General features: G+C 71.4%; 25 protein-coding genes and 1 pseudogene. 8 read left to right on the top strand and 18 right to left on the bottom strand.

Annotation, left to right across the window (positions count from 1 at the left end):
- Nucleotides 1–8 precede the first annotated feature (8 nt).
- Together WMF33_RS16035 and WMF33_RS16030 are read left to right on the top strand one after the other, a co-directional pair.
- Nucleotides 9–980, top strand: a complete 972-nt coding sequence (locus tag WMF33_RS16035) for a hypothetical protein (protein WP_437337946.1) — start codon at nucleotides 9–11, stop codon at nucleotides 978–980.
- Entirely contained in the window at nucleotides 980–1,795 is an 816-nt protein-coding gene (locus WMF33_RS16030) for a hypothetical protein (protein WP_437337945.1), read from the top strand. The genes WMF33_RS16035 and WMF33_RS16030 overlap by 1 nt, the downstream gene beginning before the upstream one ends.
- Nucleotides 1,796–1,815: 20 nt before the next feature.
- Here WMF33_RS16030 and WMF33_RS16025 read toward each other — a convergent pair whose 3' ends face one another.
- Together WMF33_RS16025 and WMF33_RS16020 are read right to left on the bottom strand one after the other, a co-directional pair.
- Complete coding sequence (locus WMF33_RS16025) at nucleotides 1,816–2,424, bottom strand: nuclear transport factor 2 family protein (protein ID WP_437337944.1); 609 nt, start codon at nucleotides 2,422–2,424, stop codon at nucleotides 1,816–1,818.
- A 322-nt stretch (nucleotides 2,425–2,746) separates the two neighbouring features.
- On the bottom strand, nucleotides 2,747–3,880 hold the full coding sequence (locus tag WMF33_RS16020) for an STAS domain-containing protein (RefSeq protein ID WP_437337943.1): 1,134 nt from the start codon (nucleotides 3,878–3,880) through the stop codon (nucleotides 2,747–2,749).
- Between the two features lie 858 nt (nucleotides 3,881–4,738).
- Here WMF33_RS16020 and WMF33_RS16015 point away from each other — a divergent pair.
- Nucleotides 4,739–6,274 carry a lectin gene (locus WMF33_RS16015; RefSeq protein WP_437337942.1) on the top strand — a complete coding sequence of 512 codons (1,536 nt, stop codon included), beginning with the start codon at nucleotides 4,739–4,741 and terminating at the stop codon, nucleotides 6,272–6,274.
- Nucleotides 6,275–6,281: 7 nt separating this feature from the next.
- Here the strand turns inward: WMF33_RS16015 and WMF33_RS16010 are convergent, their stop codons facing one another.
- From WMF33_RS16010 to WMF33_RS16000, 3 genes are all read right to left on the bottom strand, one after another.
- A complete protein-coding gene (locus tag WMF33_RS16010; protein WP_437337941.1) occupies nucleotides 6,282–7,316 on the bottom strand; it encodes a zinc-dependent alcohol dehydrogenase in 1,035 nt (344 codons plus the stop codon).
- Nucleotides 7,317–7,608: 292 nt separating this feature from the next.
- Complete coding sequence (locus tag WMF33_RS16005; protein ID WP_437337940.1) at nucleotides 7,609–8,217, bottom strand: GrpB family protein; 609 nt, start codon at nucleotides 8,215–8,217, stop codon at nucleotides 7,609–7,611.
- 110 nt (nucleotides 8,218–8,327) lie between these two features.
- The gene (locus tag WMF33_RS16000) at nucleotides 8,328–8,735 is read right to left on the bottom strand and encodes a hypothetical protein (RefSeq protein ID WP_437337939.1); all 408 of its coding nucleotides are present in this window, start codon (nucleotides 8,733–8,735) and stop codon (nucleotides 8,328–8,330) included.
- Between the two features lie 335 nt (nucleotides 8,736–9,070).
- On the opposite strand from WMF33_RS16000, the gene WMF33_RS15995 reads away from it, so the two are divergent.
- The 3 genes from WMF33_RS15995 (at nucleotide 9,071) to WMF33_RS15985 (ending at nucleotide 12,475) form a co-directional block, all read left to right on the top strand.
- Nucleotides 9,071–10,867 (top strand): glycoside hydrolase family 15 protein, encoded by a 1,797-nt coding sequence (locus WMF33_RS15995; RefSeq protein WP_437337938.1) that lies wholly within the window; start codon nucleotides 9,071–9,073, stop codon nucleotides 10,865–10,867.
- 26 nt (nucleotides 10,868–10,893) lie between these two features.
- Nucleotides 10,894–11,937 carry a glucose 1-dehydrogenase gene (locus tag WMF33_RS15990; protein WP_437337937.1) on the top strand — a complete coding sequence of 348 codons (1,044 nt, stop codon included), beginning with the start codon at nucleotides 10,894–10,896 and terminating at the stop codon, nucleotides 11,935–11,937.
- Between the two features lie 73 nt (nucleotides 11,938–12,010).
- Nucleotides 12,011–12,475 (top strand): GNAT family N-acetyltransferase, encoded by a 465-nt coding sequence (locus tag WMF33_RS15985; RefSeq protein ID WP_437337936.1) that lies wholly within the window; start codon nucleotides 12,011–12,013, stop codon nucleotides 12,473–12,475.
- A 61-nt stretch (nucleotides 12,476–12,536) separates the two neighbouring features.
- Here the strand turns inward: WMF33_RS15985 and WMF33_RS15980 are convergent, their stop codons facing one another.
- Both WMF33_RS15980 and WMF33_RS15975 read right to left on the bottom strand, forming a co-directional pair.
- Nucleotides 12,537–13,397: a hypothetical protein gene (locus WMF33_RS15980; RefSeq protein ID WP_437337935.1), complete on the bottom strand. Its 861-nt coding sequence runs from the start codon at nucleotides 13,395–13,397 to the stop codon at nucleotides 12,537–12,539.
- 327 nt (nucleotides 13,398–13,724) lie between these two features.
- The gene (locus WMF33_RS15975) at nucleotides 13,725–15,275 is read right to left on the bottom strand and encodes an outer membrane protein assembly factor BamB family protein (protein ID WP_437337934.1); all 1,551 of its coding nucleotides are present in this window, start codon (nucleotides 15,273–15,275) and stop codon (nucleotides 13,725–13,727) included.
- A gap of 439 nt (nucleotides 15,276–15,714) precedes the next feature.
- Here WMF33_RS15975 and WMF33_RS15970 point away from each other — a divergent pair, with 439 nt between their 5' ends.
- The gene (locus tag WMF33_RS15970; RefSeq protein WP_437337933.1) at nucleotides 15,715–16,803 is read left to right on the top strand and encodes a HisA/HisF-related TIM barrel protein; all 1,089 of its coding nucleotides are present in this window, start codon (nucleotides 15,715–15,717) and stop codon (nucleotides 16,801–16,803) included.
- Between the two features lie 13 nt (nucleotides 16,804–16,816).
- On the opposite strand, the gene WMF33_RS15965 is transcribed toward WMF33_RS15970, so the two are convergent.
- The 5 genes and pseudogenes from WMF33_RS15965 to WMF33_RS15945 all read right to left on the bottom strand — a co-directional run bounded on the left by WMF33_RS15965 (nucleotide 16,817) and on the right by WMF33_RS15945 (nucleotide 20,394).
- A complete protein-coding gene (locus WMF33_RS15965) occupies nucleotides 16,817–18,286 on the bottom strand; it encodes a protein adenylyltransferase SelO (RefSeq protein WP_437337932.1) in 1,470 nt (489 codons plus the stop codon).
- 130 nt (nucleotides 18,287–18,416) lie between these two features.
- Nucleotides 18,417–18,845 (bottom strand): hypothetical protein, encoded by a 429-nt coding sequence (locus tag WMF33_RS15960; RefSeq protein WP_437337931.1) that lies wholly within the window; start codon nucleotides 18,843–18,845, stop codon nucleotides 18,417–18,419.
- Nucleotides 18,846–18,873: 28 nt separating this feature from the next.
- Nucleotides 18,874–19,125: a hypothetical protein gene (locus WMF33_RS15955; protein ID WP_437337930.1), complete on the bottom strand. Its 252-nt coding sequence runs from the start codon at nucleotides 19,123–19,125 to the stop codon at nucleotides 18,874–18,876.
- A pseudogene (locus WMF33_RS15950) lies at nucleotides 19,098–19,409 on the bottom strand (ester cyclase); the annotation flags it as partial. The gene WMF33_RS15955 and the pseudogene WMF33_RS15950, both read right to left, overlap by 28 nt.
- Nucleotides 19,410–19,443: 34 nt before the next feature.
- Entirely contained in the window at nucleotides 19,444–20,394 is a 951-nt protein-coding gene (locus WMF33_RS15945; RefSeq protein WP_437339489.1) for a helix-turn-helix domain-containing protein, read from the bottom strand.
- Nucleotides 20,395–20,673: 279 nt separating this feature from the next.
- On the opposite strand from WMF33_RS15945, the gene WMF33_RS15940 reads away from it, so the two are divergent.
- Nucleotides 20,674–21,855, top strand: coding sequence for a DUF418 domain-containing protein (locus WMF33_RS15940; protein WP_437337929.1), 1,182 nt, complete (start codon nucleotides 20,674–20,676; stop codon nucleotides 21,853–21,855).
- A 225-nt stretch (nucleotides 21,856–22,080) separates the two neighbouring features.
- Here WMF33_RS15940 and mnhG read toward each other — a convergent pair whose 3' ends face one another.
- From mnhG to WMF33_RS15910, 6 genes are read right to left on the bottom strand one after another with little or no spacing between them, the layout of a single operon-like run.
- Entirely contained in the window at nucleotides 22,081–22,710 is a 630-nt protein-coding gene (gene mnhG, locus WMF33_RS15935; protein ID WP_437337928.1) for a monovalent cation/H(+) antiporter subunit G, read from the bottom strand.
- A complete protein-coding gene (locus WMF33_RS15930) occupies nucleotides 22,707–22,973 on the bottom strand; it encodes a monovalent cation/H+ antiporter complex subunit F (RefSeq protein ID WP_437337927.1) in 267 nt (88 codons plus the stop codon). The genes mnhG and WMF33_RS15930 overlap by 4 nt, the downstream gene beginning before the upstream one ends.
- Nucleotides 22,970–23,443, bottom strand: coding sequence for a Na+/H+ antiporter subunit E (locus WMF33_RS15925; protein WP_129575141.1), 474 nt, complete (start codon nucleotides 23,441–23,443; stop codon nucleotides 22,970–22,972). The genes WMF33_RS15930 and WMF33_RS15925 overlap by 4 nt, the downstream gene beginning before the upstream one ends.
- Nucleotides 23,440–24,963 carry a proton-conducting transporter transmembrane domain-containing protein gene (locus tag WMF33_RS15920; RefSeq protein ID WP_437337926.1) on the bottom strand — a complete coding sequence of 508 codons (1,524 nt, stop codon included), beginning with the start codon at nucleotides 24,961–24,963 and terminating at the stop codon, nucleotides 23,440–23,442. Before WMF33_RS15920 ends, WMF33_RS15925 begins: the two co-directional genes overlap by 4 nt.
- Complete coding sequence (locus tag WMF33_RS15915; protein WP_061624825.1) at nucleotides 24,960–25,307, bottom strand: Na+/H+ antiporter subunit C; 348 nt, start codon at nucleotides 25,305–25,307, stop codon at nucleotides 24,960–24,962. Before WMF33_RS15915 ends, WMF33_RS15920 begins: the two co-directional genes overlap by 4 nt.
- Nucleotides 25,304–25,723, bottom strand: coding sequence for a Na+/H+ antiporter subunit B (locus WMF33_RS15910; protein WP_061624824.1), 420 nt, complete (start codon nucleotides 25,721–25,723; stop codon nucleotides 25,304–25,306). The genes WMF33_RS15915 and WMF33_RS15910 overlap by 4 nt, the downstream gene beginning before the upstream one ends.

Genomic DNA, 25,723 nt, shown 5'->3' with positions numbered 1-25,723 from the left:
CCGACACGATGACGCCGCCGCAGACGACGAGCCGAGCGACGCGCGGGCCCAGGTGGATCGCAGGCCTCTGCGCGATCGGCGCCGGCCTGACGGCGACGCTCGCGGGAGGCCCCGCGGCGAGGGCCGACGACAAGGCGGGCGCCGTGGCGCTGTTCCGGGAGGCGGGGGCGCTCGTCGACGCCGGCCAGGCGGCGCGCGCCTGCCCCAAGTACGAGGAGAGCCTGCGCCTCTACGACAGCGTCAACACCCGGTACTTCCTCGCCGATTGCTACGAGCGCGTCGGCAAGATGGCGTCCGCGTGGGCGCAGTTCCTCGAGGTCGCCGCCCGGGTGCGCGCGAGCGGCGACCCGGCGAAGGAGGCGAAGGCGCGCGAGCGCGCGGCGGCCGTCCAGCCGAAGGTCTCGCGCCTCACGGTGGCCGTCGAGGCCGCGAGCACGCCGGGCCTCGAGGTGAAGCGCGACGGCACGCCGGTCGGCCCCGGCCAGTGGGGCGTGCCCATGCCCGTCGACGCGGGGACCCACGTCGTCGAGGCGAGCGCGCCGGGCAAGCGAGCGTGGACGGCGCAGGTCGAGGTCGAGCCGGGCGGCGCGACCTCGACCCTCGTCGTGCGCGCGCTGGAGGACGACCCCGCGTCGGCGGACGCGGGCGGCGACGGCAGCGGGCGCCGCACGCTCGCGCTCGTGACGGGCGGCGCGGGGATCGTGGCCGTGGGCGTCGGGACGGCGCTCGGCTTCGCGGCGAAAGCGCGGTTCAACGAGTCGCGCCCGTTCTGCAACGGCGACCGCTGCGACAAGCGCGGCATGGACATCCGCGACGGCGCCGTGGCGCGCGCCAACGTCGCGACGGTGGTCTTCGGCGTCGGCCTCGCGGCCATCGCCGGCGGCGGCGTGCTCTGGCTGACCGCGCCGAGCCCGTCGAAGGGCGCGTCGGTCGGGCTGACGCCCACGCTGGGCGGCGCGCTCGTGCGAGGCAGCTTCTGATGCGCCTCCGGGTGCTCGCCGCCGGCCTCTGCGCGTCGGTGCTCGCGGCCGGGTGCGGCCTCGTCCTCGGCATCTCGTCCGGCGAGTACGACCCCGACCCGTTCGGCCTCGATGGCGGCGCCGCGGGCGCGGGCGGCACCGCGGGCTCTGGCGGCGCCGCGGGCACGGGCGGCGCCGCGGGAGCCGGGGGCGCCGGCGCCTCGGACGCCGGGGCCGAGCCGCCTCCCTGCACGGCGCTCCTGGACGACCTCGAGGACGGCGACAGCGCGATCCTCCGGTGCCAGGGCCGCGTCGGCAGCTGGTACACGTACAACGACGGGACCCGGAGCGGCACGCAGACGCCTTTGCCCGGCCGCCCTTTCGTCCCGGTCTCGCCCGGGCACGACCCGAGCAACTACGCCGCCCACGTCGCCGGGAGCGGCTTCGTCACGAGGGGGGCCGGGATGGGGTTCGACCTGAACCTCGCCCCGGGAGGAGCGAAGTTGAGCTACGACGCCTCCGCCTACGTGGGCCTGACCTTCTGGGCCAAGGCGGCGGCGCCGACGCACATCTACGTGAACTTCCCCGACCGCAACACCGATCGCGAAGGCGGCGTGTGCGAGGGCTCGGGCTGCGGCGACCATTTCGGCGAGGGGCTCGACCTCACGACCGAGTGGGCGCAGTACACCGTCATGTTCTCCATCCTCAGCACGGACGGCTGGGGCGTCCCGGCGCCCCCGGCGTTCGACGCCGCGCACGTCTATTCGATCGAGTTCCACACGGCGAAGTCGACCGTGTTCGACATGCTCGTCGACGACATCGCGTTCGTCCCCTGAGCTGCGCGCGCGGCGCTCGCTCAGGGCTCCGGCGAGTCGATGCGCATGAACGAGAGGGTGCGGAACGTGCGCTTGCTGAGCTTCCAGCCCGAGCTCGTCAAGACTGCCTCGTTCTCGTAGGTGCCGTGCGCCACCTGGACGCTGCTCAGCGGGTCGTAGACGTGCGTCGCGATCAGGTAGGAGGTGATCTTCGCCCGGCGGCCGCCAGGGAGGATGTCGATACGAACGTTGCTGATCAGGTGCTGCGTGCCCACATAACCGGACTCCGCGAACAGGACGTCGATGAAATCGGCCCAGGCCTCGGCGCTGGGCACCGAGACCACCGGCGGGTCGCCCGGATCGGCGCCGGCTTCCCAGATGATGACGGGCGCGTCCTCGGTGAAGCACCTCGCGTAGATCGCCTTGCCCGTCTCCAGATCACCGCGGCCGATCGCGTCGGTCCCGGCCGCGTAGCAGTACTCGAGCTGCTCGATCTCCTGCAGCGCCTTGAGCTCCGGCAGGCCGTTCGGGGGCGTGCCCTCCGCGGGCTTCGCGATCGACATGGTGACGGCGCCCGCCAGCGCGAGCGCGGAGGCCGCCGGCAAGGCACGACGCAGAAAGCCGCTGAAACGATCGCCGTTCGTGCTCATGGAACTCACCCCTTTCGGTGGGCGTATGCAAGTCGCCAAGGATCAAAGATATAACCTAAATATCTTAACAAACTCCGTCAAGGACAGATTGCCCCGAGCTTCAGGATCTGACGCGAGGGCGTCGCGTCATCGCGTCATCGCGTCATCGCGTCATCGCGTCATCGTGTCATCATGTGGCAGGTTCGACGCTCGAGCTCCACAGGTTCGGGCGCACGTGCGGAGCCGTCGTCCGCCCGGCGCTCGCCGGCGACGTCGACGCACGCTGTCAGATTGTCCACCTCGCGCCGCGCGGCCAGCGCTGGTGAGCCGCGCTACACGCGCGCTACGTGGCGCTGCGGCGCATGCTGCGAATGCAGTGCTCGAGCCCCTGGCGCAGCGTCGAGCGCGTCTCGATCGACGAGAGATCCACGCCGAGCCCGACGATGGTCTGGGCGATCGCCGGGTGGATGCCCGTGATGATCCCCTCGGCGCCGAGGAGCTTGATGGCCGCGGAGAGCCTCAAGAGGTGGTTCGCCGTCTCCGTGTCCATCGCGTCGATCCCGGTGAGATCGAGGATGGCATAGCGCGCCTGCGTCCGGACGACCTCGCGGAGCACGCTTTCCATCACGTCGGCGGCGCGCGTGCTATCGAGCATGCCCACGAGGGGCAGCGTGAGCACGCGATCCCACACCTGGATGATCGGCGTCGACAGCGAGCGGATGACCTGCTGCTGCCGCTCGATGAGATCGAGCTTCGCGCGGAGCTCCTGCTCGATCCGCTTCGAGGCCGTGACGTCGAGGGTGACCCCCGCGACGTGGGTGACGTCGCCGCGCTCGTTCTGGATGGGGAGATACCAGGCCTCCCAGTGGACGCCGTCGATCTCGTTCACGAAGGTCGACATCGTGCCCTCGAGCGCCTTACGCAGGACCGCCGTGCCCGACTCCGGGTAGATCTCGAAGATGTTGAGGCCGACGAACTGCCCCGGCTTGAGCCCCGCGGACTCGAGCCCCTTCCCGTCGTGGAGGACGAACTCCCCCCGCGCGTCGATCGCCCACAGGCAGACGGGGAGGTGGTCGTTGATCGCCCGGAGGAGCTTCAGCTGTATCTCGTGCTCGATGCGCTCCTCGGCGTCGCGGAGCGTTCCATAGACCTCTTCCTTCTCGGGCACCCATCGCGCGTCGCACTGGAAGTACTTGAAGGATCCGTCGGCCGTCTTCAGCCGCACGTCGACGGCCATGGGCTCCGCCGCGGCGCGGACACGCCGCCACGCCTCGTCGAACGAGCGCCTGTCGTCCGGATGAACCAGGGGGCCGAGCCCTGCTGCAGACTCCCCGTCGAGGAGCTCGGCGCCCATCGCGCGCGTGAGCGCGCGGCTCGCGCGGAGCAGCGCGCCACCCTCGCCGGCGATGAAGACCAGCTCCGTACAATGCAGGAAAAAGTCGTCGAGCGTGCTGGTCGTGCTGTCTGGCTGTGGCATGTCCAGCTTGGCAGACTACCTCGATCGAGCCGTCAGTGTCGAGAATCCATGTCGAGCAGACGGGTTACCGGCGCGCCTCGAGCGCTCCACCACGCTCGCCCGCTCGGGGCATCTTGGGTGCTCTGTGTGCTGCCGTACTCACGTGTCGATTGGGACGGCGCGCGTCCAGGTCGCCCGGGGGATGCCGCGAGGCGCCATCCACGAGGCGCCGCGGCTCCCCGCTCCTCCCGATACCTGGATAGAGAGCGCCGCGACGGCGATCGCAGCGCCGACAGCCATCGAGCGGCCGGCGTGCACCATGGTGGGACAACGGCGCACCGTCTCTCGCTGCCACCGCCGCGTGCCCGCGAGCCGTCGAGCGAAGGCACGTACACGACAACTGTGCAGCTTCGCCGGCGCCGGCGGCCGCCCCCCGCGATCCGCGGCGGAGCACGGCAACGGCACGCGGCATCGCAGCGCCGCCGGGTGAGGCATTTTGCTCCACAGAACGCTCGGTGAGGCGCTTTTGCGCCATGCAATGCTCGTCGGCCTATCGGGCGAGAGCGGGCGCCGAGGGTCATTGGCTTCGCGGCTGAGGCCGCCGGAGCGAAACAAGATGATGACATTGCATCATGAAACCTTCTGGTTCCAGGTCATGGAAACCCGTTGCGAACGTGGTCGAGCATGGTAAGCCAAGCAGGCTTCATCGTCGTAGCCGCGCGATCATCGTCGATCACCGTCAATCGCCGTCGATTGTCAAATTCCGTCGCGAGCCAGGTCGGACGAGGCCCTACGAAATCGATGCCAGGACGTCGCTTCGGCCTCGCCCGGGATGACCTTTCGGCGAGCAAACGGACTGCCAACATGGATGGAACGATCATGAAGAGACATGGATGTTCTCGGTACTGGTTGACCGGACTGGCCACGCTGGCGCTCTTCCCTGCCGGCTGCATCGACGATCCAGGCGCAGACCCGGAGGCGCTCGACACCGACGAGGCGGCCGCCGTGACGGGCGCCCCGTTGACCAGCGTCGCGTCCGGGAAATGCCTGGACGTGAAAGGGAGGAGCACCACGACAGGGACCGCCCTGCAGATCTACACCTGCAATGGACAGGACAACCAGAGCTTCAATTTCACATCCGCCGGTGAGCTCCAGGTCTACGGCGGCACCCGGTGCGTCGAGCCGGCGAACGGCGCGACCACCGCGGGGACCAAGGCTGTGATCGCCAATTGCAGCGGCCAGGCTCGCCAGAAATGGACGAGGAGCTCGGCCGGCGCCATCGTCCACCAGCAGTCGGGGCTATGCCTGGACGTGGAGGGGCAGCGGACGACCAACGGCACCGCCGTTCAGATCTGGACCTGCAACAACCAGACGAACCAGCGATGGTCGTCGACGGGGTCGGGCTGCAGCTCGGGGGTCTGCGAGGTCGTCCAGGTCGCCACGGACACCGACCTCCCGTGGGGCCTGGTCTCGCTGCCGGACGGCACGGTCCTCTACAGCCGGAGGGACGCGGACGACATCGTCCAGCTCAACCCGAGCACCGGCGCGAAGACCTCGATCGGCACGGTGCCTAACGTCGCGGGCACGGACGGCGAAGGGGGCCTGATGGGGCTGGCCATCGCGCCGACGTTCGAGACCGACCGCTGGCTCTACATCATGCACACGTCGCCCACGGACAACCGGATCGTGCGGATCCAGGTCGTCGGCAACCAGCTCGACACGTCCACCGAGCAGGTGCTGATCTCGGGCATCCCCCGCAACAAGTACCACAACGGCGGCCGGCTGCGGTGGGGACCGGACGGCAAGCTCTACGCGACGACGGGCGACGCGCAGAACGCGAACCTGGCGCAGGACACGAGCAGCCTCGCCGGGAAGGTCCTGCGGCTCGAGCCCGACGGCAGGGTCCCGTCGGACAACCCGTTCGGGAACTACGTGTGGAGCTACGGCCACCGGAACCCGCAGGGGCTGGCGTTCGACTCCATGGGTCGGCTCTGGGAGCAGGAGTTCGGCAACACCGTGATGGATGAGACCAACCTCATCCAGAAAGGCGGCAACTACGGCTGGCCGAACTGCGAGGGCACCGTCTCGCAAGGCGGCAGCGGGTGCGGCACGGCGGGCTACATCGCGCCCAAGCTCACGTACCCGACCTCCGAGGGGTCGTGCAGCGGGATCGCGATCGTGGACGACGTCTTCTACGCCGCGTGCCAGCGGGGGACACGGATGTACCGCGCGGTCATCAGCGGGAGCAGCCTCACCAGCGTGCAGCAGCTGTTCGTGGGCACCTACGGCCGCCTCCGCACCGTCGAGCCCACCCTGGACGGCAATCTCTGGCTGACGACGACCAACACCGGGGGCACGGACAGCGTCCCCAACAACAGCAACGAGCGCATCTTCCGCGTCGTCCTCGGCGACTGAGCCTGTATCAGAACGGGGTGCCGCCGTCCTCCGGGACGATGATCGATTTCAGCGCCCCGTCCTGACAATCCGCCTGCAAACGGAAACCCTTCTCGGCGTCCGACAGATCGAAGCGGTGGGTGACGATAGAATCGACGTCCACCGCGCCCTCGGCGACCATGTGGATCGCCCGCGGGTACACATGCCCCATGCGCCGGGAGAACTTCACCTTCAGCCCCTTGCGGCGGCACAGCGCCGCCGGCAAAGCGTAGCGGTCGCCCTCGGGGATGCCCGCCAGCAGGATCCGCCCGCCGATGCGCGCGGCTTCGGCCGCGTGGTGGAAGCCGTCGGGCGAGTTCGTCGCCTCGAGCACGAGATCGGCGCCCCGGCCGCCCGTCCACTCCAGGACGGCCGCCAGCGCCGGCGCCGCGTCGTGCGCGCCCAGCCGGCGCGCCGCCTCGGCCCGGTAGGCCACGGGGTCGATGGCGAAGACGCGGGCGGCGCCCGAGCGGCGCGCGAGCTGGACCAGGCACAGGCCGATCGGCCCGCAGCCCAGCACCACCACCGTCTCCTGCAGGTGGGGCCGGGCGAGGTCGATGGCGTGGATCGCGACGCCGAGCGGCTCCAGCATCACCGCCCGGCGCACCGAGAAGCCCGCCGGGACCGGCACGACCTGGTCGGGATGCACGACGACCCGCTCCGTCATGCCGCCATGGAGCGGCGGCGCCCCCAGAAACTCCACGAAGGGGCACAGGTTCACGTGGCCGCGCTGGCACCACTCGCAGCGGCCGCAGGAGTGCGCGGGGTCGACGGCGACCAGCTGCCCCCTGGACAGGCCCAGCTCCGGATGGTCCTGGACGACCCAGCCGGCGAGCTCGTGTCCCGGCACGAAGGCGCGGTGGATCTGCGCCGAGCCGATCCCCCCCTCCAGGTAATAATGCAGATCGCTGCCGCAGATCCCGCAGCCGGCGACCTGGATCATCACCATGCCGTCGCGCGGCTGCGGAGGCTCGACCTCGCCGAACCGGACGTCGCGGATGCCGTGAATGAAGGTTGCGCGCACGCCTCACTCTCCCTTTCCCCCGCCCGGCCGGTACCCGGCCGCGCGGTGCTGAACAATTCTGCCGGCGCGAAGCGGCATGTAATCCGTCTTCGTGAGCGCCTGTCAACGATCCCGAGCGACCCGCACCGCACGGCGATCCTGCGGGCCGTGGGGGGATCTCGGATGCGTGATGCACGATAAGTTAGTCTAACTATTCTTTCGAGAAGAGTCGGACCGCATCACAGGACGGCACGGGACGCGGCGCTCGGCCGCTTCTTCCCTTTGCCCTTGCGCCGCGAGGCCGGCGCGCCCTTCAGCGAGTGAGCCCGCTCGCGCGGAACATCCGCTCGTAGATCGCGCGAATCACCGGCTCCTTGTGCTTGTTGTAGTCCATCACCATGCCGCTGCCCGCCGAGATCGCGGACGCGGCCGCGAGCTTCGCCCGGCGGTAGAGCTCGAGATCCTCCGGGTGCTCGGTGAGCCACTGGCGGAACATCCGGTGGCGGATCACCTCCGGACAGTCGGGGCCGAAGACATGCACGTTGCTGCTCGGCTCGGCGAGCTGGAGGCACCGGTGCTCGTGCCACTCCGGCTCGCGAATGACCAGCGTGAACCCGGCGCTCGACAGCGCGGGGACGTACGCGCGCTCGTCGGCGGGATCGGCGACGGTGAGGTCGACGTCGATCGTCGGCTTGGCGTGCAGCCCTTTCACCGAGGTCGAGCCGACGTGCTCGATCGCCAGCGCGGCGTCGCCAAGGGCGGCGCGGATCTTCCGCGCGACAACGTCGAACAGCCCCGGCCAGCGCTCGTCGTAGTCGACGACGGCGATCGGCGCCGGCGCCGGCGCCGGCGGGCCGTTCACCCACGGGTTCTGACCCGGGGCGGGCTCGTGGTGCTTCGTGATCTCCTCGGCGGTGGGCACGGCGCGAGTATAGGCGTGCCGCGCTCCGCGTCCCGCGGAAAGATCGGCTGAAGCGCCGAGCCCGCGGCGAGGGGGCGCGAGATGAGATCCGCGCCCCCCGGAGGCCGCGATCAGCGATAGCGCGGCGGCGCGTTGGCGATGTAGGCGAGCAGCTCGTCCTCGCTGTCGCTGATGATGCGATCGACGCCGTCCTCCCGGCTATGGCGCCGGACCTGCAGCGCCCCGGCGGAGGTGGCCACGAGGACGGCCACGCACCCGAAACCGCGCACCGCGGCCGTCCGCAGCCGCAGCGTCGCCTCTTCGAATTGCGGATCGTTTCGCCCCGGAGCCGCCCGAATGTCCAGGAGCAGCGACATCGCGCTCCGGTCGACCGGGGCGAGCGCAGCGATGATTTCCAGGCACTTCTGCTCGATCTGCTCGAGGGAATCGAACGGCGCGGCGGTCCGCGTGACCCGCACGATCCTCGCTATGGGATCGACGGCCACGATGAAATGGACGTTGCGCAGGACCTCGGGCATGAGCGCTCCACCATCGTACCGTGGATCCCGCCCGAGGCGGGTCGCTTGCGCGGCCTCGAAAGACACGACGTCGAGCTCGGCCCCCGATTCTGAGCAGCCCAGGAATCTCTGCCGCGCCCGAGCCATAGGGTCGTGTCCGCTGCGCCGCGACACCGTGGTTGTGCCCCGCGACGCCCGCACACGACGGTCGTGCCCGTCGGCCGTCGCTGTGCACGGCGTGGCCATCCGCGCCCGGACCACCCGCCCGGACCCGCGGCGCGGCGCGTGGCATCCTCCGTGCTCGCGCCGCAGCGCGTGGCGCCGGCGCTCGCCGCCGCGCCGGTCGGGGAGCTCGCATGCCGCTGCGGATCGAGGATTACGCGCTGCTCGGGGACACGCAGACCGCGGCGCTGGTCGGGCGCGACGGCTCCATCGACTGGCTGTGCCTGCCGCGCTTCGATTCGGCCGCCTGCTTCGCCGCCCTGCTCGGGGCGCCGGAGCACGGCCGCTTCCGGATCGCGCCGAAGGACCCGGCGCCCCGCGTCGCGCGCCGCTACCGCGAGGGCACGCTCGTGCTCGAGACCGAGTTCACCACGGCCGAAGGCGCGGTCCGGCTCGTGGACTGCATGCCGCTGCGCGGGAGGGCGCCGGACGTCGTGCGCGTCGTCGAGGGCGTGCGCGGCCGGGTCCCGGTCTCCCTGGAGCTCATCATTCGCTTCGACTACGGCTCGATCGTGCCCTGGGTGCGCTCGATCGGCGGCGCGCTGCGCGCGGTGGCCGGGCCCGACGCGCTGATCCTGCGCGCGGGGGTGCCGCTCCGCGGCGCGGGGCTCACCACGGTCGCCGACTTCGACGTCCACGCGGGACAGCGCATCCCCTTCGTGCTCACGTGGCACCCGTCGCACGAGCCGCCGCCCGAGGCGCTCGACGCCGAGCGCGAGGTGCAGAACGCCGAGGCGTGGTGGCGCGCCTGGTCGGGCCGCTGCGCCCACGCCGGGCCGTGGCGGGAGGCGGTCGTCTCGTCGCTCGTCGCGCTCAAGGCCCTCACCCACGCGCCCACCGGCGGGCTCGTCGCGGCGCCGACGACCTCGCTGCCGGAGTGGATCGGCGGCGTGCGCAACTGGGACTACCGCTGCTGCTGGCTGCGCGACGCGACCCTCACGCTCTACGCGCTGCTGCTCGGCGGCCACAGCGACGAGGCCGAGGCCTGGCGCGACTGGCTCCTGCGCGCCATCGCGGGCGACCCCTCGAAGCTCCAGATCCTCTACGGCATCGCGGGCGAGCGGCGGCTCCGCGAGGTCGAGCTCCCCTGGCTGCCGGGCTACGAGGGCTCGCGGCCGGTGCGCGCCGGCAACGCCGCGGTCGCGCAGCTCCAGCTCGACGTCTACGGCGAGGTGATGGACACGATGTACCAGGCGCGCCGCACCGGCCTCGCGCCGGAGCCGGAGGCCTGGCGCCTCCAGCGCAAGCTGATGGACTTCCTCGAGTCGAACTGGCGCCGGCCCGACGAGGGCATCTGGGAGGTGCGGGGCGGGCCGCGCCCCTTCACCTATTCGCGGGTGATGGCCTGGGTCGCGTTCGATCGCGCCGTGAAGACCGTCGAGCAGCTCGGGCTGGAAGGCCCGGTCGACCGCTGGCGCGCGCTGCGCGACGCGGTGCACGCCGAGGTGTGCGAGAAGGGGTTCGACCGGGGCCGCGGCGCGTTCACGCAGTCGTACGGCAGCCAGGTGCTCGACGCGAGCACGCTGCTCATCCCGCTCGTCGGCTTCCTCCCGCCGGACGACCCGCGCGTCGCGGGCACGGTGCGCGCGATCGAGCGCGAGCTCCTGCGCGGGGGCTTCGTGCTCCGCTACCCGACCGGCCCGGCGGGGGCGATCGACGGCCTGCCCGGCGGCGAGGGGGTGTTCCTCGCGTGCAGCTTCTGGCTGGCGGACTGCTACGCCCTCATGGGCCGCGCCGCCGAGGCGCGGGCGCTGTTCGAGCGGCTGCTCGCCCTGCGCAACGACGTCGGCCTGCTCTCGGAGGAGTACGACCCCGCGAGCGAGCGGCTGCTCGGGAACTTCCCCCAGGCGTTCAGCCATCTGGCGCTGGTCGACACCGCGTTCAATCTTGCCCTGGACCGCGCGGGGCCCGCGGCTCATCGATCTCGTTGAGGCTCACACGAAGAAAGGAGAGCTCGATGCGCGCCATCACGGTCGAGCCCGGCAAACCGAGCTCCGGGCGCCTGGACGACATCCCCGAGCCGCCCATCGCGCACGGGCCGGTGCTGGTCAAGACGCTCGCCGTCGGCGTGTGCGGCACGGACGTCGAGATCGTGGGCGGCGGTTACGGGTGGGCGCCGCCGGGCAAGGCGCGGCTCGTGATCGGGCACGAGTCGCTCGGCGAGGTGCTCGAGGCGCCGCCCGGGAGCGGGCTCGACCGGGGCGACTGGGTGGTGGGGATCGTGCGCCGCCCCGATCCGGTCCCGTGCGCGAGCTGCGCGGCGGGCGAGTGGGACATGTGCCGCAACGGCCGCTACACCGAGCGCGGCATCAAGGCGATCGACGGCTACGCCTCGGAGCGGTACCGCATCGAGCCCGAGTTCGCGGTGGTCGTCGACAAGAAGCTCGGCGAGCGCGGCGTGCTGCTCGAGCCGGCGAGCGTCGTGGCCAAGGCGTGGGACCAGATCGAGCGCATCGGCGCGCGGACGACCTGGCGGCCGCGGAGCGTGCTCGTCACCGGGGCGGGCCCCATCGGCCTGCTCGCGGCGCTGCTCGGCGTGGAGCGCGGCCTCGAGGTGCGCGTGCTCGACCGGGTGACCGAGGGGCCGAAGCCCGGCCTCGTGCGCGATCTCGGGGCGACGTACCACGCGAGCAGCGTGCAGGAGGCCGGGGCGGGCGTGGACGTGGTCATCGAGTGCACGGGCGTCGGGCGGCTCATCTACGACGCGATGCAGGTCGTGGCGCCGGTCGGCCTGGTGTGCCTCGCCGGGGTGTCGTCGGGCGGGCGGACGCTCCCGGTCGACGTGCAGGGGCTGAACCGCGAGATGGTGCTCGAGAACACGGTCGTCTTCGGCACGGTCAACGCGAATCGGCGGCACTACGAGGCGGCCGCCGCGTCGCTCGCCCGGGCGGATCAAGGCTGGCTCGACCGCCTCCTCACCCGCCGGGTCCCGCTCGACCGCTGGGCCGAGGCGCTCGTGCGAAAGCCGGCGGACGTGAAGCCCATCATCGCCTTCGCGTGAGCGCGCCGGCGCCGCCGGAGCAGGGACCTCTCGGGCCCGCGGAAGAGGGCATTTATGGTAATGAGAGAGGCCCATGATCGAGGTCGAGCACGCCGCCAGCCCCGAGCAGATCGAGCAGGTCCGCACGCTGTTTCTCGAGTACCAGGCGTCGCTCGACGTCGACCTCTGCTTCCAGGGCTTCGCCGAGGAGCTGGCGCGCCTCCCCGGCTCCTATGCCCCGCCGTCGGGCCGACTCCTGCTCTGCACCGTCGAGCGGGCGCCGCATGGCTGCGTCGCGCTGCAAGCCATCACCTCCGAGGACGGCGAGATGAAGCGGCTCTATGTGCGGCCGGGGCAGCGCGGCCTCGGGCTCGGGCGGCGGCTCGTCGCCCGGGTGCTCGACGAGGCGCGCGCGATCGGGTACCGGCGGATCTTCCTCGACACGCTGCCGTCGATGGTTCGCGCGGCGGCGATGTACGAGGCGCTCGGGTTCAAGGACGTCGCCCCCTACCGGCACAACCCGGTCGCCGGCACCCGCTACATGGCCCTCACCTTGTGACGGGCCGAAGAGCGGGTCGCGGGCGCCGCGCGCCCCGGATACCGCAGGAGCTCGAAGACCGTCACTGGACGCCGCAGTCGGGCGCCGAGCTCGGGTCGGCGACCCACGCCGCGAGGCGCGCGGTCCCGGCGTCGCCCCACGCGTCGTGCGCCAGCTGATTGAGCCGGCACCACTCATGACGTGTCTGCTGGACGGCGAGCGACTTCGCCGCCAGGTGCTGCGCCGTGCGATCCGTCAATGAGGTTTTGTCCTTGCTGAGCTCGTCGTGCGTCATCGCGACCGGAGGCGGACAGTAGTCCCCCTGCTCGTACTCGACCGTACCCGAGACGAGCCCATAGGCCTTCTTCCGCTCGACCCGGACCGTCACGATGGCGTACTTCGGGTACGGTGCGCGGGCGTCGCGCGTCACCGCCGCTCGCTTCGGCTTGTCGCCCTGCACGACGATGAAGCCCGTCGACGGGATCGCGGAATACGGCGCGAGCGCGGGGAAAGCGGTGAGCGACTCGTCCACGAGGACGTCGCCGCCGAGCTCGACCCAGTTCGTGTGTGCGTAGAAGTCCTGCACCGCGTGGAGCGAACGCCCGAAGGCCAGCATGGCCCGGGCATCCCCATCCAGGAGCGGAATGCCCGGGCCCAGCGCGCGCACCGCCTCGGCTTGACTCGCGGCGACGAAGGCGGCGCCTCCGCTGAAGTTGCAGTCATCGAAGTGGGCGGCGTTGCTGAAATGGAACGCGACGTCCGTGGACACGTTCCCGACCTTCAGGGCGGTGAGCACGGCGGGCTTCAGGAACGACAGGGCCGTGTGGGTGATCTCCTCGTGGTTCGGCTCGCCGGGCGCCGTCGAGAATGCATCGGCGCTCTCGTCGAGCGCCTCCGCGGTTTCAACTTCGCCGACGCAGCCGAGCGTCAGCGAGAGACCCATGATTGCCAGTCCGAGAGCGGTGTGTCGATGCATGTTCCGCGAGATTGCAAGTCACGATCCAGGCGTGCGGGCTGAGCGTCTGTTGAAAAAGCGCACGAGAGGGGTTTGCAACGATGCGCCGGAGCCCGATGAGGACATGTCATCACGTGTCGTTACCTTTCACGCGCGACCTGCACGCGCGCCCCACTGCGACAATTCGCCACGTGCTTTGCTCAGGAGGAGTGTCGGTCGAGGCGCTCCAGGGACGTCCGGCCGACGCGCTGGCGCGATGGGGAGGGCGATCGGAGCGCGGGCCGCGCTCGACCTGCGGATTGCCTGCGGGCAGCGTTACGGCAAGCTGAACGCGAACAGCGTGTTGCCCGGCGTGCCGATCCCGAAGCTCTCGTAGCCGCTCCCCCAGTACACCGTGCCGCGCGCCACCGCCGGCCCGGCGCTGACCGAGCCGTCGGCCGGATGGCTCCAGAGGATCGCGCCCGTCGCGGCGCTCAGGGCGTGCACGTTGCCGCTCATCGAGCCGGCGTAGAGCACGCCGTTCGCGACCGTCAGCGGCCCCCGATCCTGCGCGCCCGGCGTGGGATCGGGCGTCTGCCACAGGATGTCGCCCGTCGCGGTGTCGAGCGCGCTCCACGATCCCCACGAGACGACCTGGCCGGAGGGCTCCAGCGTGTACTCGACCCCGCCGTTGTTGCCGATCGGCACGTAGATCCGGCTCTCGTCCACGGCGACTCCCCACATGATGCCGCCCAGCTCCCCGCCGGGGCCGACCAGCGTGCTCCACACCACGCTCCCGTCGTCCCGGTCGAGCGCCCAGAAGATGCCGCTCTTCTGGCCGGCGCCGACCAGATCGCGGCGCTCCGCCCCCGCGCCGGCCGAGAACAGCGTGGCGCCCGTGCCGAAGTCGTAATCCGGGCCCGCCGGATCAGGGCACCAGTCGCCGCCGAAGTAGCACGCGCCCGTCCATGCATCGAAGCCCTGGAGCCGCCGCGCCCACTTCAGCGCGCCGGTGTCGAGGTCGAGCGCGAGGATCGCATCGATGTAGTTGTCGGCCGGGAGGCAGGCCTCCACGGCGAGGGCGTCGTCGCCGGCCGCCTCCACGCACGCGGAGACGGCCGGTGGCACGGTGTAGTTGTTGCCGGTGGCCACGTACAAGGTGCGACGCCCGAGGTCGATCGCGGGCGCGCCCCCCCAGACGGCGCCGCCGGTGAAACCGGCGGGGACCAAGTAGCGCTGCCAGAGCACCTCCCCGGTCACCGCGTCGAGCGCGACCACGCTGCCGCGGAACGAGCAGCACGGATACGCGTTGTCCGCGGCGAACAGCTCCTCGCGCGAGGAGACGCCCACGTACACGCGCCCGCCGTGCACGACGGGAGACTGCGTGATGATCGCCGCGGGGTGCGGGTCGAGCTGCGTCTTCCACAGGAGATCGCCGGTGCGGCTGTCCACGGCGAGCATGTGCGCGCCGGCCTGGGTGCCGACGAACATCATGTGGCCGTGGAGCGCGGGGCTCGTGCGCGAGACGGCGTCCGCCGTGCCCGTGAGGCTGGGGATCGAGCGCGTCCAGATCGGGACCCCGGTCTCGGCGTCGAGCTTGTACAGGTTGCCGCCCCCGTCCGGAAAGTACACCGCGCCGTGGTCGACGGCCGGCGTCGCGGGGACGATGCCAGTCGTCGTGAAGGCCCACTTCACGGAGAGCGAACCGACGTTCGACGTCCCAATCTCGTTCTCGCCGGTCGCGTGGTGCGTGTTGGCGAGATCCCTGCCGTACATCGTCCAGCGCCCGGTGCCCGTGCCCATGGCGGTGCGACCTTGGGCGATATAGAGCCCGGCGAGACATGCGGCGGCCGCGACCGCGGACCGCGCCCAGAAGATGCGCTTCATGATGATCCTCCTGGGGTATCGAGGTGAGCGGCGCTCGACGGCCCGGCTCGTTCGTTCCGCCGTTGCGGCAACACGACACCCCGGACATACGTCACGCCGAATCCGGCTGCGTGTCAATCGGATAGAGAGGGTGGCCGAAGCGCCCGTGACATGGCCGAGGTACGGATACCGCGACGCAGGTTTGAGCACCTCGGGATAGCCTGCGGCTCACCGCCGCGCGCGGCAGGCGCGCTGCTGCGGCCGCAGCAGGGTGCGGAACGCCTGCCCGGCGCGCAGCGACGTGGCAAGCGCCGTCGCGTCCGCGCCGCGCCTCGCCGCCGGTCCCGCCGCGCGTCGCGCCACCGCCGCTGCGCTGCCAGCGCGCCGCGCGCCCCCCGCCGCGACCCGAGCGCGCGCGGCACGGAGCGCGTGTGGCCCGGCGAATGCTACACACTCGCCCGTGACCTCACCCCTGCTCTCGCCTTTCTCCTTCCCGAACGGCCTCACCGCCAGGAACCGCGTCTGGCTCGCCCCGCTCACGAACGGGCAAAGCCACGACGACGGCTCCCTGGGCGACGACGAGCTCCGCTGGCTCTCCTACCGCGCGCAAGGCGGCTTCGGCGTGGTCGAGACCTGCGCCGCCCACGTCGCCGAGGACGGCCATGCCTGGAAGGGCGAGCTCGGCGTCTTCGCCGACCGGCTCTTGCCCGGCCTGCGCCGGCTCGCGGCCGCGGTCGCCGCCCCCGGCGCCCTGGGCCTCGTCCAGCTCTTTCACGGCGGCCTCCGCGCCAATCCGCAGGTGTCCGGCCTGCCCACGTGGAGCGCCAGCGCCGTCGCCGAGCCGGACCTGCCCGTCCCCCGCGCCGCCACCGAGCAAGACATCCTCGGTGTCATCGAGCGCTTCCGCGACGCGGCGGCGCGGGCGCTCCTCGCCGGCTTCGCGGGCGTCGAGCTGCACGGCGCGCACGGCTACCTCCTCGGCCAGTTCCTGTCCGCCACCCAGAACCGCCGCACGGATCGCTGGGGCGGCGCGTGGGAGAACCGGGCGCGCCTGCTGCGCGAGACCCTCCGGGCGGTCCGCGCCGCGGTGCCCGCGTCCTTCGTCGTCGGCGTGCGCCTGTCGCCCGAGGACTGGGGCCAGGCCAAGGGGCTCGACCTCGACGAGAACCTCGAGCTCGCTCGCTGGCTCGTCGAGGACGGCGCCGACTTCCTCCACCTCTCGCTGTGGGACGCGAGCAAGCCCTCGCGGAAGCGCCCGGACGCCCACCCGCTGCCGCTGTTCCGGGAGGTGGTGGGGCCGAGCCTGCCGCTCGTGGTCGCCGGCGGCGTGTGGACGCGCGCCGAGGCCGAGGCGCTCCTCGACAAGGGCGCCACCGCGGTCGCGCTGGGGCGCGCCGGCATCGCCAACCCCGACTGGCCGCAGCGGATCGCCGATCCCGCCTGGGAGCCGCGGCGGCCGCCGCTCACGCGCGCCGAGCTGCTCGAGCGCGGCGTCTCCGAGACCTTCGCCGGGTACCTGCGGCGATGGAAAGGCTTCGTGGCCGACTGAAGGTCCGCCCCGCTCACGTCCCGCAGAACGTGTACTGCACGCGCTCTTCCAGCTGCGGGGGCTCGCTCAGGTGGGCGAGCTCCGGCTGATCCTCGTACGGGCGCTCGAGCACCCGCACGAACGTCTCGAAGGGCTCGAAGTCGCCGCGGACGGCCGCCTGGATGAGCGCCTCGATCCGGTGGTTGCGCGGGATGAACGCGGGGTTGACGAGCCGCATCGCCCGCGCGCGCGACTCGGCCGCGACGTCCTCCCTGGCGAGCCGCCGGCGCCACGCCTCGGCCCAGTCGCGGAAGGCGCCGGGCTCCGCGAACAGCGAGGCCACCTGCGCGTCCGCGGCGGGGTCCTCCGCCGACGCGCACAGCCGGCGAAAGAAGAGGGTGTAATCGACGCCGTTCGACGCGAGCCGGTCCAGCAGATCGGCGGCGAGCGCGAGGTCGTCGTCCTCCTCGCGCGCGAGCCCCAGCTTCGCCCGCAGGACGCGCTCGTGCGCCTCCACGAACAGGCCGGTGAAGCGCTGCACGCGCTCGGTCGCCAGGCGGACCGCCTCGTCCTTGTCGTCGGCGAGGAGCGGCAGGAGCGCCTCGGCGAGCCGCAGCATGTTCCACTGGGCGATGCCCGGCTGGTTCCCGAAGGCGTAGCGGCCGCCGCGATCGATCGAGCTGAACTTCTTCTCGGGGTCGTACTCGTCGAGGAACGCGCACGGCCCGTAATCGATGGTCTCGCCGGAGATCGAGGTGTTGTCGGTGTTCATCACGCCGTGCACGAAGCCGACGCCCAGCCAGCGCGCGACGAGGCTCGCCTGCGCCTCGATGACGCGCTCGAGCAGCGCCAGCGCGTCGTTGCCGCTGCCCGCGGCCTCGGGGTAGTGCCGGGCGAGCGCGTACGACGCCAGGGTGGAGAGCGCCTCGCGGTCGCCCCGCGCGGCGAAGAACTGGAACGTGCCCACGCGGAGGTGGCTCGCGGCCACGCGCGTGAGCACCGCGCCCGGGAGCACCTCCTCGCGGAAGACGGGCTCGCCCGTGGTCACGGCGGCGAGCGCGCGCGTCGTCGGCACGCCGAGCGCCGCCATGGCCTCGCTCACGACGTACTCGCGCAGCACCGGCCCGAGGGCGGCGCGCCCGTCTCCGCCGCGCGAGAACGGCGTCCGCCCCGCGCCCTTGAGCTGGATGTCGCGCCGCTTGCCGTCCTTGCCGACGACCTCGCCGAGCAGGATGGCCCGGCCGTCCCCGAGCTGGTTCACGAAGCTGCCGAACTGGTGCCCCGCGTACGCGAGGGCGATCGGCGCCGCGCCCTCGGGCAGCGCGTTGCCCGAGAGCACCTCTGCCCCCTCCGCGGACGCGAGCTGCTCCGCGTCGAGCCCGAGCACCTCCGCGAGCGCGCGGTTGACCCGCACGACGCGCGGCTCGCGGACCTTGGCGGGGGAGACGCGCGCGTAGAACCGGTCCGGGAGCCGGGCGTAGGTGTTGTCGAAGGGGAGCTTCATCGGAGAACCTCGGGGCGGGTGGGGGCCATCGGCGTCATCGGACGCGTCGTTCTGCCGAGGTTCTACTGCAATCCGCGCGCTCGCGCCGCCCCGCAAACGAGCGAGCGCGGCGGCGCCGTGCGCGCCCCGATCACTCGTACCACGTCGGCACGATCGCCCGCACCTCCGGCAGCGCGGCGATGCGGCAGATCTTGTCCCAGGCCGCGTCCTCGAGCGCGCCGTGGCGCGCGACGCACTCGGCGTCTCCGGTGGGGAAGAAGTACAGCGTCTCCGCGGGCACATCGCACCTGGCGCGCCCGGGCGACGAGCCCGCCTGGATCGTTGGCGCGATGTCCCGCACCCGGGCGACGAGCGCCTCGTCGCCCGTCGGCAGGCAGAACTCGACGGATCCATCGTTCGCGCACCCCGTCTCCCGGGTGAACGCGAGCTTCTCGGTCGGACACGCGACCGTGGGCGGCGGAGGCCCCTCGACCTGCCCCTCCCCCGGCGCGGACGGCGGCGCGGACGTGCAGCTCGACAGGCAGGCGATCAGCAGATGACAGATGGCGAATCGTCGCATGGCGCTCCTCCCCGTGTGCTTCGCCGGCTCACCGGCAGCCGATGGCCTCCCGCAGCTCGTCGAGCGACGACCGGAACGCGGCTTCGCTCACGTCGATGACTGCGAGCAGCCCGATGCCGCGCGGATGTTGATTTGCGAACGCCACGCACGCGTCGGTCACGCGGCGCACGGCATCCTCGGTCGTCTCTCGGCGCCAGATGGCGCAGAAGATCTGGCGCCAGATGGCCACCACGTAGTCGGGGCGATTGGCGATCAGGTGACAGGGCTCGAGGGAGGGCAAGGCCTGGAGAGCGTAGAGGAGGCGGATGCCCAAGCGCAACCGCCCTCCGCCTGCCAGGGCGACGCCTCCTGAACGCGCCGCCGGCGAGGTCGACGGGCGCAGGTTTGCTGGCCGGACCACGTCCAGCGCACGGCCACGCGATCGCCCGCGGCCAGGGTCTCCTCCACCTGGAAGCGGAGGCCGCGGATGGCCGAGCGGAGCTGGGTCGCCGTCGCGGCGAAGCCCTGCGGGCCGCGCTCGCCGCTGGCGTCGAGGAGGTCTTCGGCCACGAGCTCGGGGAAGAGCTCGAAACGGCCGTCAGCCGGCGGGGCACAGCGATCAGGTCAAGGTCCTCTCCCGGTGGCAACTGAGGGCCTCCCGCTGTGTCGTCGTGAGCCGATCGAGCCTTGCGCTGATGGCATAGGTGCCGGGCGCGGCGCACCGGACGGCGACGGGATCGATGACGTCCGGGTGCTGTTCGGCGTCGCGCAGGGCGCTCGTGACGCGCTCCGCGGGCCAGTCCAGCGCGGTCGCCAGCTGGTGCACGGTGAGCGGCGCGCTCGCGTGCACCAGCGCGGCGACCGCCGTGAGCGCGTCGCCCAGGGCGGCTTCGACAGGGCCGCCCGCCATATCATCGCTGAGGCGCGCGAAGAATCGGCCCACGCGGTCCAGCCGGGCTCCGGCGGGCGTGACGGCACCGAAGATATCAGCCCCCTGCCGGGCAGCATCCGCCCACATCGCGTTCGCGCGCGCGCTCGCCATCCACGACCGCTCCCAGACGTCGTCGTCGACGACGTAGCGCTCCCCTCGCCCGGGGCCGCGCTCGCGCCGGACCACTTCCAGCCCCTCCAGATAGCCGATGGCCTTGGACACCGACGCAGGGCTGACCCGCAGACGCCTGACCAGCTCGGTGGCGGTCATGGCGCCGGCGTCGATCGTGTACAGCGAGGCGAGCACCCGGGCCGCCGTCCGTGGCAGCCCCGTCTGGACCATCAGCGCCGCGAATCGCTCGATGTAGGCGCGCACCGCCTCGGCGTCCCGACCGTCCGCGCCGACGGCCTCCGGCAGCTCCGCCGGCGGACCCAGCCTGCGCCGGCGAGCGCGTCGCCCGGTCGCCTCGTGGGCGTGGTCCGCCCGGTAGCCCACGGGACCGCCGTTGCGGGCGACCTCCCGGCTGATTGTCGACGTCGGCCTGCCCAGCCGCCTTCCGATCTCGGCGTACCCGAGCCCCTCGGCCAGCCATGACGCGATAAGCCCGCGGTCCTGGTCGCTCAGCCTGCCTCCCGGCATCGTCGACGGCCTCCTGTGGGTCGATGGTCGAGCCCAGTGTGCATTCATGATCAGCACATTGCAACGACCGAGCGCCCAACCGTTGCGTTCATCGACAACGCCATTGCAACAATGGCCATGAACTCGCCGCACATCGCGAGAAACCGCATGATCCATCGTTGACGACGCATGAAACGCTGCGTAGCTTTCGTCGCTGTTCGAATAGCCTGGTGAGGCGCCGGCGCGCTCGGCCCACGTACCGGGTCGGCGCGGCCGGGCCCCAGCATGCGGGTGACGTCCATGGACCTTTCCCACCACCCCCGAGCGCTCACCGACGTGGCCAGTCGGTCCCTCGCGCCGGACCTCGCGCGCGGCTTCATGCTGCTGCCGATCGCCGTGGCCCACGCGCCGGCGTTCGTCAGCCATTGGGATCTCGGACCAGCCGCCCCCAACGCCCTCGCCGCGTTCGTCCGTTCCCTCTTCGCCGAGAACCAGGCCCGCGCCATGTTCGTCTTCCTCTTCGGCTACGCGCTGGGACAGTTGACCCAGCGGCAGCACGCGCGAGGCAGCGACTGGGCCTCGATACGCGAGTTGCTGCGGCGCCGGGGTCTCTGGCTGATCGTCATCGGCTTCGCGCACGCGGCGCTGCTCGTCCCGCTCGATATCGTCGCGGTCTACGGGCTGACGCTGCTCCTGCTCGCGCCGCTGGTCCGGAGCCGGGACTCGATCTTGGGGTGGACCAGCGCCGTGACGCTCGTCCCCGCAACGCTCCTGCTCTCCTGGCAGAGCGTGACAGCCCAGACCGCCGCGGCCATGGGCGAGCCCATGACCCTGGCGCCGAACATGGCCCCCGACTACGTTGCCCACGTCCTCGCCGGCCTTCCGTTCTGGCCGCTGAAGACCGCCGTCTCCACCGTCGTTGTGGTGCCGGGCATGCTCCCGGGCATCTGGGCCGCCAGGCGCCGGCTCCTCGACGAACCGGAGCGTCATGCGCCGCTGTTGTGGCGCGTCGCCGCGATCGGCATGGCGATGTCCCTCTTCGGCAGGCTTCCGATGGCCCTAATGCTGATCGGCGCATGGACGACGTCCATGACCTGGACGGTCGCCGGCGCACACGCCTTGACGGGATACGCTGGCGGCATCGGCATGGCCGCCGCCGCCGGACTCGTCGCGATAGGGGTCGGACGCAACCAGGGCCCCCTCACCACGGCGCTCGCCGCGCTGGGCCAGCGGTCGTTGACGTTCTACTTGTTTCAATCGGCGGTGTGGCTCGCGCTGTTCTACCCGTTCACCCTGGACTTGATGGATGACATGGGCTTCGCCGCCAGCTGCGCGGTCGCCGTCGTCCTCTGGATCGCCTCGATCCTGCTGGCCGATGGGATGCGCCGCGCAGGCCACCGCGGCCCGGCGGAGGTGCTGCTGCGGCGGCTGTCCTACCGCCGCATCGAGCCTGCCCGCGTGTCGTCGAGCCCTCACGGCTGACCGCCTCGGCATCGCCGGCGGCGCGATCGTGAGGGCCGCGACCGCCAGGGCCACGGAGCGCCCCGGACCACGCGATATTCCGCCGGCGGCTCGTGCGCAGCGTCTCCCCATCACGTGGCGCTCGCGCGGCGCGCCCCCGGGCGCGCGGCGAGGTAACCGAGGGCGACCGCGACGAGCTCCTCCTCGAACGCCGGGTCATGGAGCGCCGCTTCGTCGTCCTCGATGCTACGAGGAGGCGCTCGATTTGCCGTCCGGATCGTCCGTCGCCGTCGTCGCGGCCCGGGCCAGGAAGATCTCGCGCACGCGGCCGATCTCTGCCGGCTCCGCGAGCACGTCGAGCCTGTCGCCGACCTCGAGGATCGTTTGGCCCCGGGGCACGACGGTCCCGCCCTCCCGGTGAATGGCGCGGATGAGCACCCCGGCAGGCAGGCCGAGCTCGGCGATGCGCTTGCCGACGACGGCGGCCCCGGGCGCGAGCTCGAACATGCGGCTCCTCGGCTCCGCGCCGGCGAGGGTGTGGGTCGTCGGATCGTACTGCCCCGCGAGCTCGTTCACCACGGTCTCGGGCGAGAGGGGCGTGTTGGTCGTGTAACCGGCGCGAGCGAGCAAGTGCGTCGCGACGGGCATCGTCAGCACCACGAACGCGATGATGACGATGGCCCGGGCCGTGATGGCCGGGTCCTGGAAATGAAGGGCGGAAGCGGAGATGATGCACGTCATCCCGAACACCGAGGCCTTCGATGTCACCTGGAGGCGGGTGAACAGGTCCGGCATGCGCAGGATGCCCACGGTCGCGAGCAGCATGAAGATGCATCCGATGACGAGGAGCGCGCCCTCGACGAGCTCGCGGATCACGACGACTCCCCCTGTCGCTCGAGGTAATACGCGAACGCGATGGTGCCGAGAAAGAAGATGAGCGACAGCACCATCACCGCGTCGAGGAGGATGCCTTGGTCGGTCACCATCGCGTAGAGGGCGATGCCCCCGCTGCCGACCGTCGCCATGAGGTCCATGGCGACCACGCGGTCGGGGAGGCTCGGCCCGAGCAGGAGCCGGATGAACGCGACGACGAACGCCACCGTGACGACGGCGATCGCGACGAGCAAGAGCGGGGTCATCGGAAGAGCTCCTTCACGCGGCGCTCGAGGTCGTTCTTGATGGTCGCGCGCAGCGCGTCGGCGCTGTCCACGAACATCGCATGGACGAAGAGGACCGTGCGGTCGCTCGACACGTCGAGGCCAAAGGTGCCGGGCGTCAGGGCGAGGAGGTTCGTCAGCACCGTGATCTCGAGATCGGTCGTCAGATCCAGGGGGACCGCGACGATGCCGGGGCGGCTCTTTCGCCTGATCGAAATGACGTCGCGGGCGACCCTGATGTTCGCCCGCACCATCTCTCTCGCATAAAAGAGCAGGAAGGACAGCACCCCCGGCAGCTTCTCGAAATAGGTCGTGGGGCCGAGCAGGCGCCGGAGCCCGAAGAGCAGGAGGTACCCGAGGAGGAAGCCGAAGACGAGGCCCCCCGCGGTGACGCGGCCGAGCAGGGTCACCCAGACGATCGCCAGGAACAGATTGAGGACGAGGGCTCTCATGGGCGCCCCTCCCCCAGCACGGTGCGCACGTATTCGGTCGGCTCGGCGAGCTGCGCGGCGGCCCGGCGGACGACGGCGAGGAGCGGCTCGGGCGCCATCCCGAGCGCGAAGCCCAGCGCCGTCAAGAGGACGACCGGCGCGTAGAGGAGCGCGCGACGCCGCGCGCCGCCCTCCCGCGCGGCGAGGTCGGCCCCGGCGGGCGCGGGCTTCCAGAAGGCCTCATTCCATATCTTCGTCATCGAAATGAGGGTGACGAGGCCGACGGCGAGGCTGGTGGCGACGACGGCCGCGGCCTCGCGCGAGCCGACCTCGAGCCCCGACCGCACCAACATGAGCTTGCCCCAGAACCCCGACAAGGGCGGCATGCCGGCGAGGGAGAGGGCCGTGACGAGGAAGCAGGCGGAGAGCCCCGGGCTCCGCGCGAGGAGCCCGCCCTGAAGCTCGAGGGGGACGTCTCTCCTGTCGGATCGCATGATCCCGCTGATGAGGAAGAGGTTCGACTTGATGATGGCGTGGTGCAAGACGAAGAAGATCGCCCCCGAGAGCGACGACAACGTGAACAGGCCGAGGCCCATGACCATGTAGCCGACCTGGCTCACGCTGTGAAACGCGAGGATCCGCCGGACCTCCCGGTGGGACACCGCGCCGAGCACGCCGACGGCCATGGTGAAGGCCGCGGTCCCGAGGAGGAGCGCGTGGGTGACTTCCCCGTCGGCCACGAAGACGAGGGTGAAGATCCGCACGAGGGCGTAGACGCCCACCTTCGTCAAGAGCCCCGCGAACAGCGCGGTGACCGTCACGGGCGGCGTGTGATACGAGTCCGGCAGCCAGAAAAAGAGGGGGAAGACAGCGGCCTTGATGCCGAACGCGACGAGGAAGATCATCGCGAGGGTGAGCCGGATCGGCGGCGCGAGGCCCGGCAGCTTGAGCGAGAGGTCGGCCAGGTTGAGGGCGTGCACGGATCCGTAAAGGATGCCGAGGCCGGTGAGGAAGAGGGCGCTCGAAATCAGGTTCATCGCGACGTACTTGATCGCGCCCTGCATCTGCGGCCGCTCGTTGCCGAGCACCAGGAGCACGAAGGACGCGATCAGCGTCACCTCGAACCAGACGTAAAGATTGAAGAGGTCGCCGGTGACGAACACGCCGTTCGCCCCCATGAGGAGCGCGTGCATGAGCGGGTAGAACCCGCGCGCCCGCCGCTCCCGGTCGATGTCCGACAGGGAGTAGATCGACGTGACGACCGCGATGATGCCCGAGAGCAGGACCATCAGCGCCGAGAAGAGGTCGACCACGAAGGTGATGCCGTACGGGGCGGGCCAGCCTCCGAGCTGGGTCGATTGAATGCCTCCCCGGTGCACGGCGCGGAGCAAGACGACGCCGACGGCGAGCTGAACGACGCTCCCGACGAGGCCGAGCGCGGGGTGCCGCCCCGCGCGCTGGCCCACGCGCTGGAAGGAGAGGAGCGAGAGGGCCGCCGTGGTCAGGGGGACGAGGACGGGCAGGACGAGGAGCACCTTCATGGGTCGGCCGATTCGAGGGAGTCGATGTCGTCGCTGCCCATGGTCCGATGAACGCGATGCAGGAGGACGACGGCGAACGCGACGACAGCGAAGCTGATGACGATCGCCGTCAGGATCAGCGCCTGGGCCATGGGATCGGCCGGCGGCGCGTGGAAGGCCTCTCCACCCCTGGGGATCAGCGGGGGACGGCCGCGGACGACGCCGCCCGCCGTGAGGATGAGGAGGTTCGTGCCGTGCCCGAGCAGCACGAGGCCGAAGGCGAGCTTCACGATGCTGCGCCGGAGCATGAGAAACAGCCCCGACGCATAGAGCCCGCCGACGACGATCGCGAGGAGGACCGTCATGAGCTCATCTCCGCGGTCATGAGGACGATCATGAGCACCATGCCCATCACGGCGGCATACACGCCGACGTCGAACAGCACCGGCGTCCCCACCGCGACGTCGCCGAGCCCCGGCACCGGGACGGTCGCCCACACGCCTTGCAGGAAGGCTCCGCCGGCCACGAGCCCGATGACGCCCGAGAGCAGGATCGTCGAGAGCCCGAGCCCCATGAGCGTCTGGGGTGCGACGCGGAGCAGCCGCCGCGTCGAGGGGACGTCGTACGCGAGGACGTGGAGCGAGAACGCCGACGCGATGATGAGCCCGCCGACGAACCCGCCCCCGGGCTCGTGGTGACCGCGGAGGAGCGCGTAAATCGAGACGATGATCAGGAGCACCATCAAGACCGGCGCCGCGGCGCGCAGGATCACGGAGGGCAC

The organism is Sorangium sp. So ce394, from assembly GCF_051474665.1.
GTDB classification, from domain to species: Bacteria; Myxococcota_A; Polyangia; order Polyangiales; family Polyangiaceae; genus Sorangium; species Sorangium cellulosum_D.
This window is presented reverse-complemented; position numbering and strand designations above follow the sequence as displayed.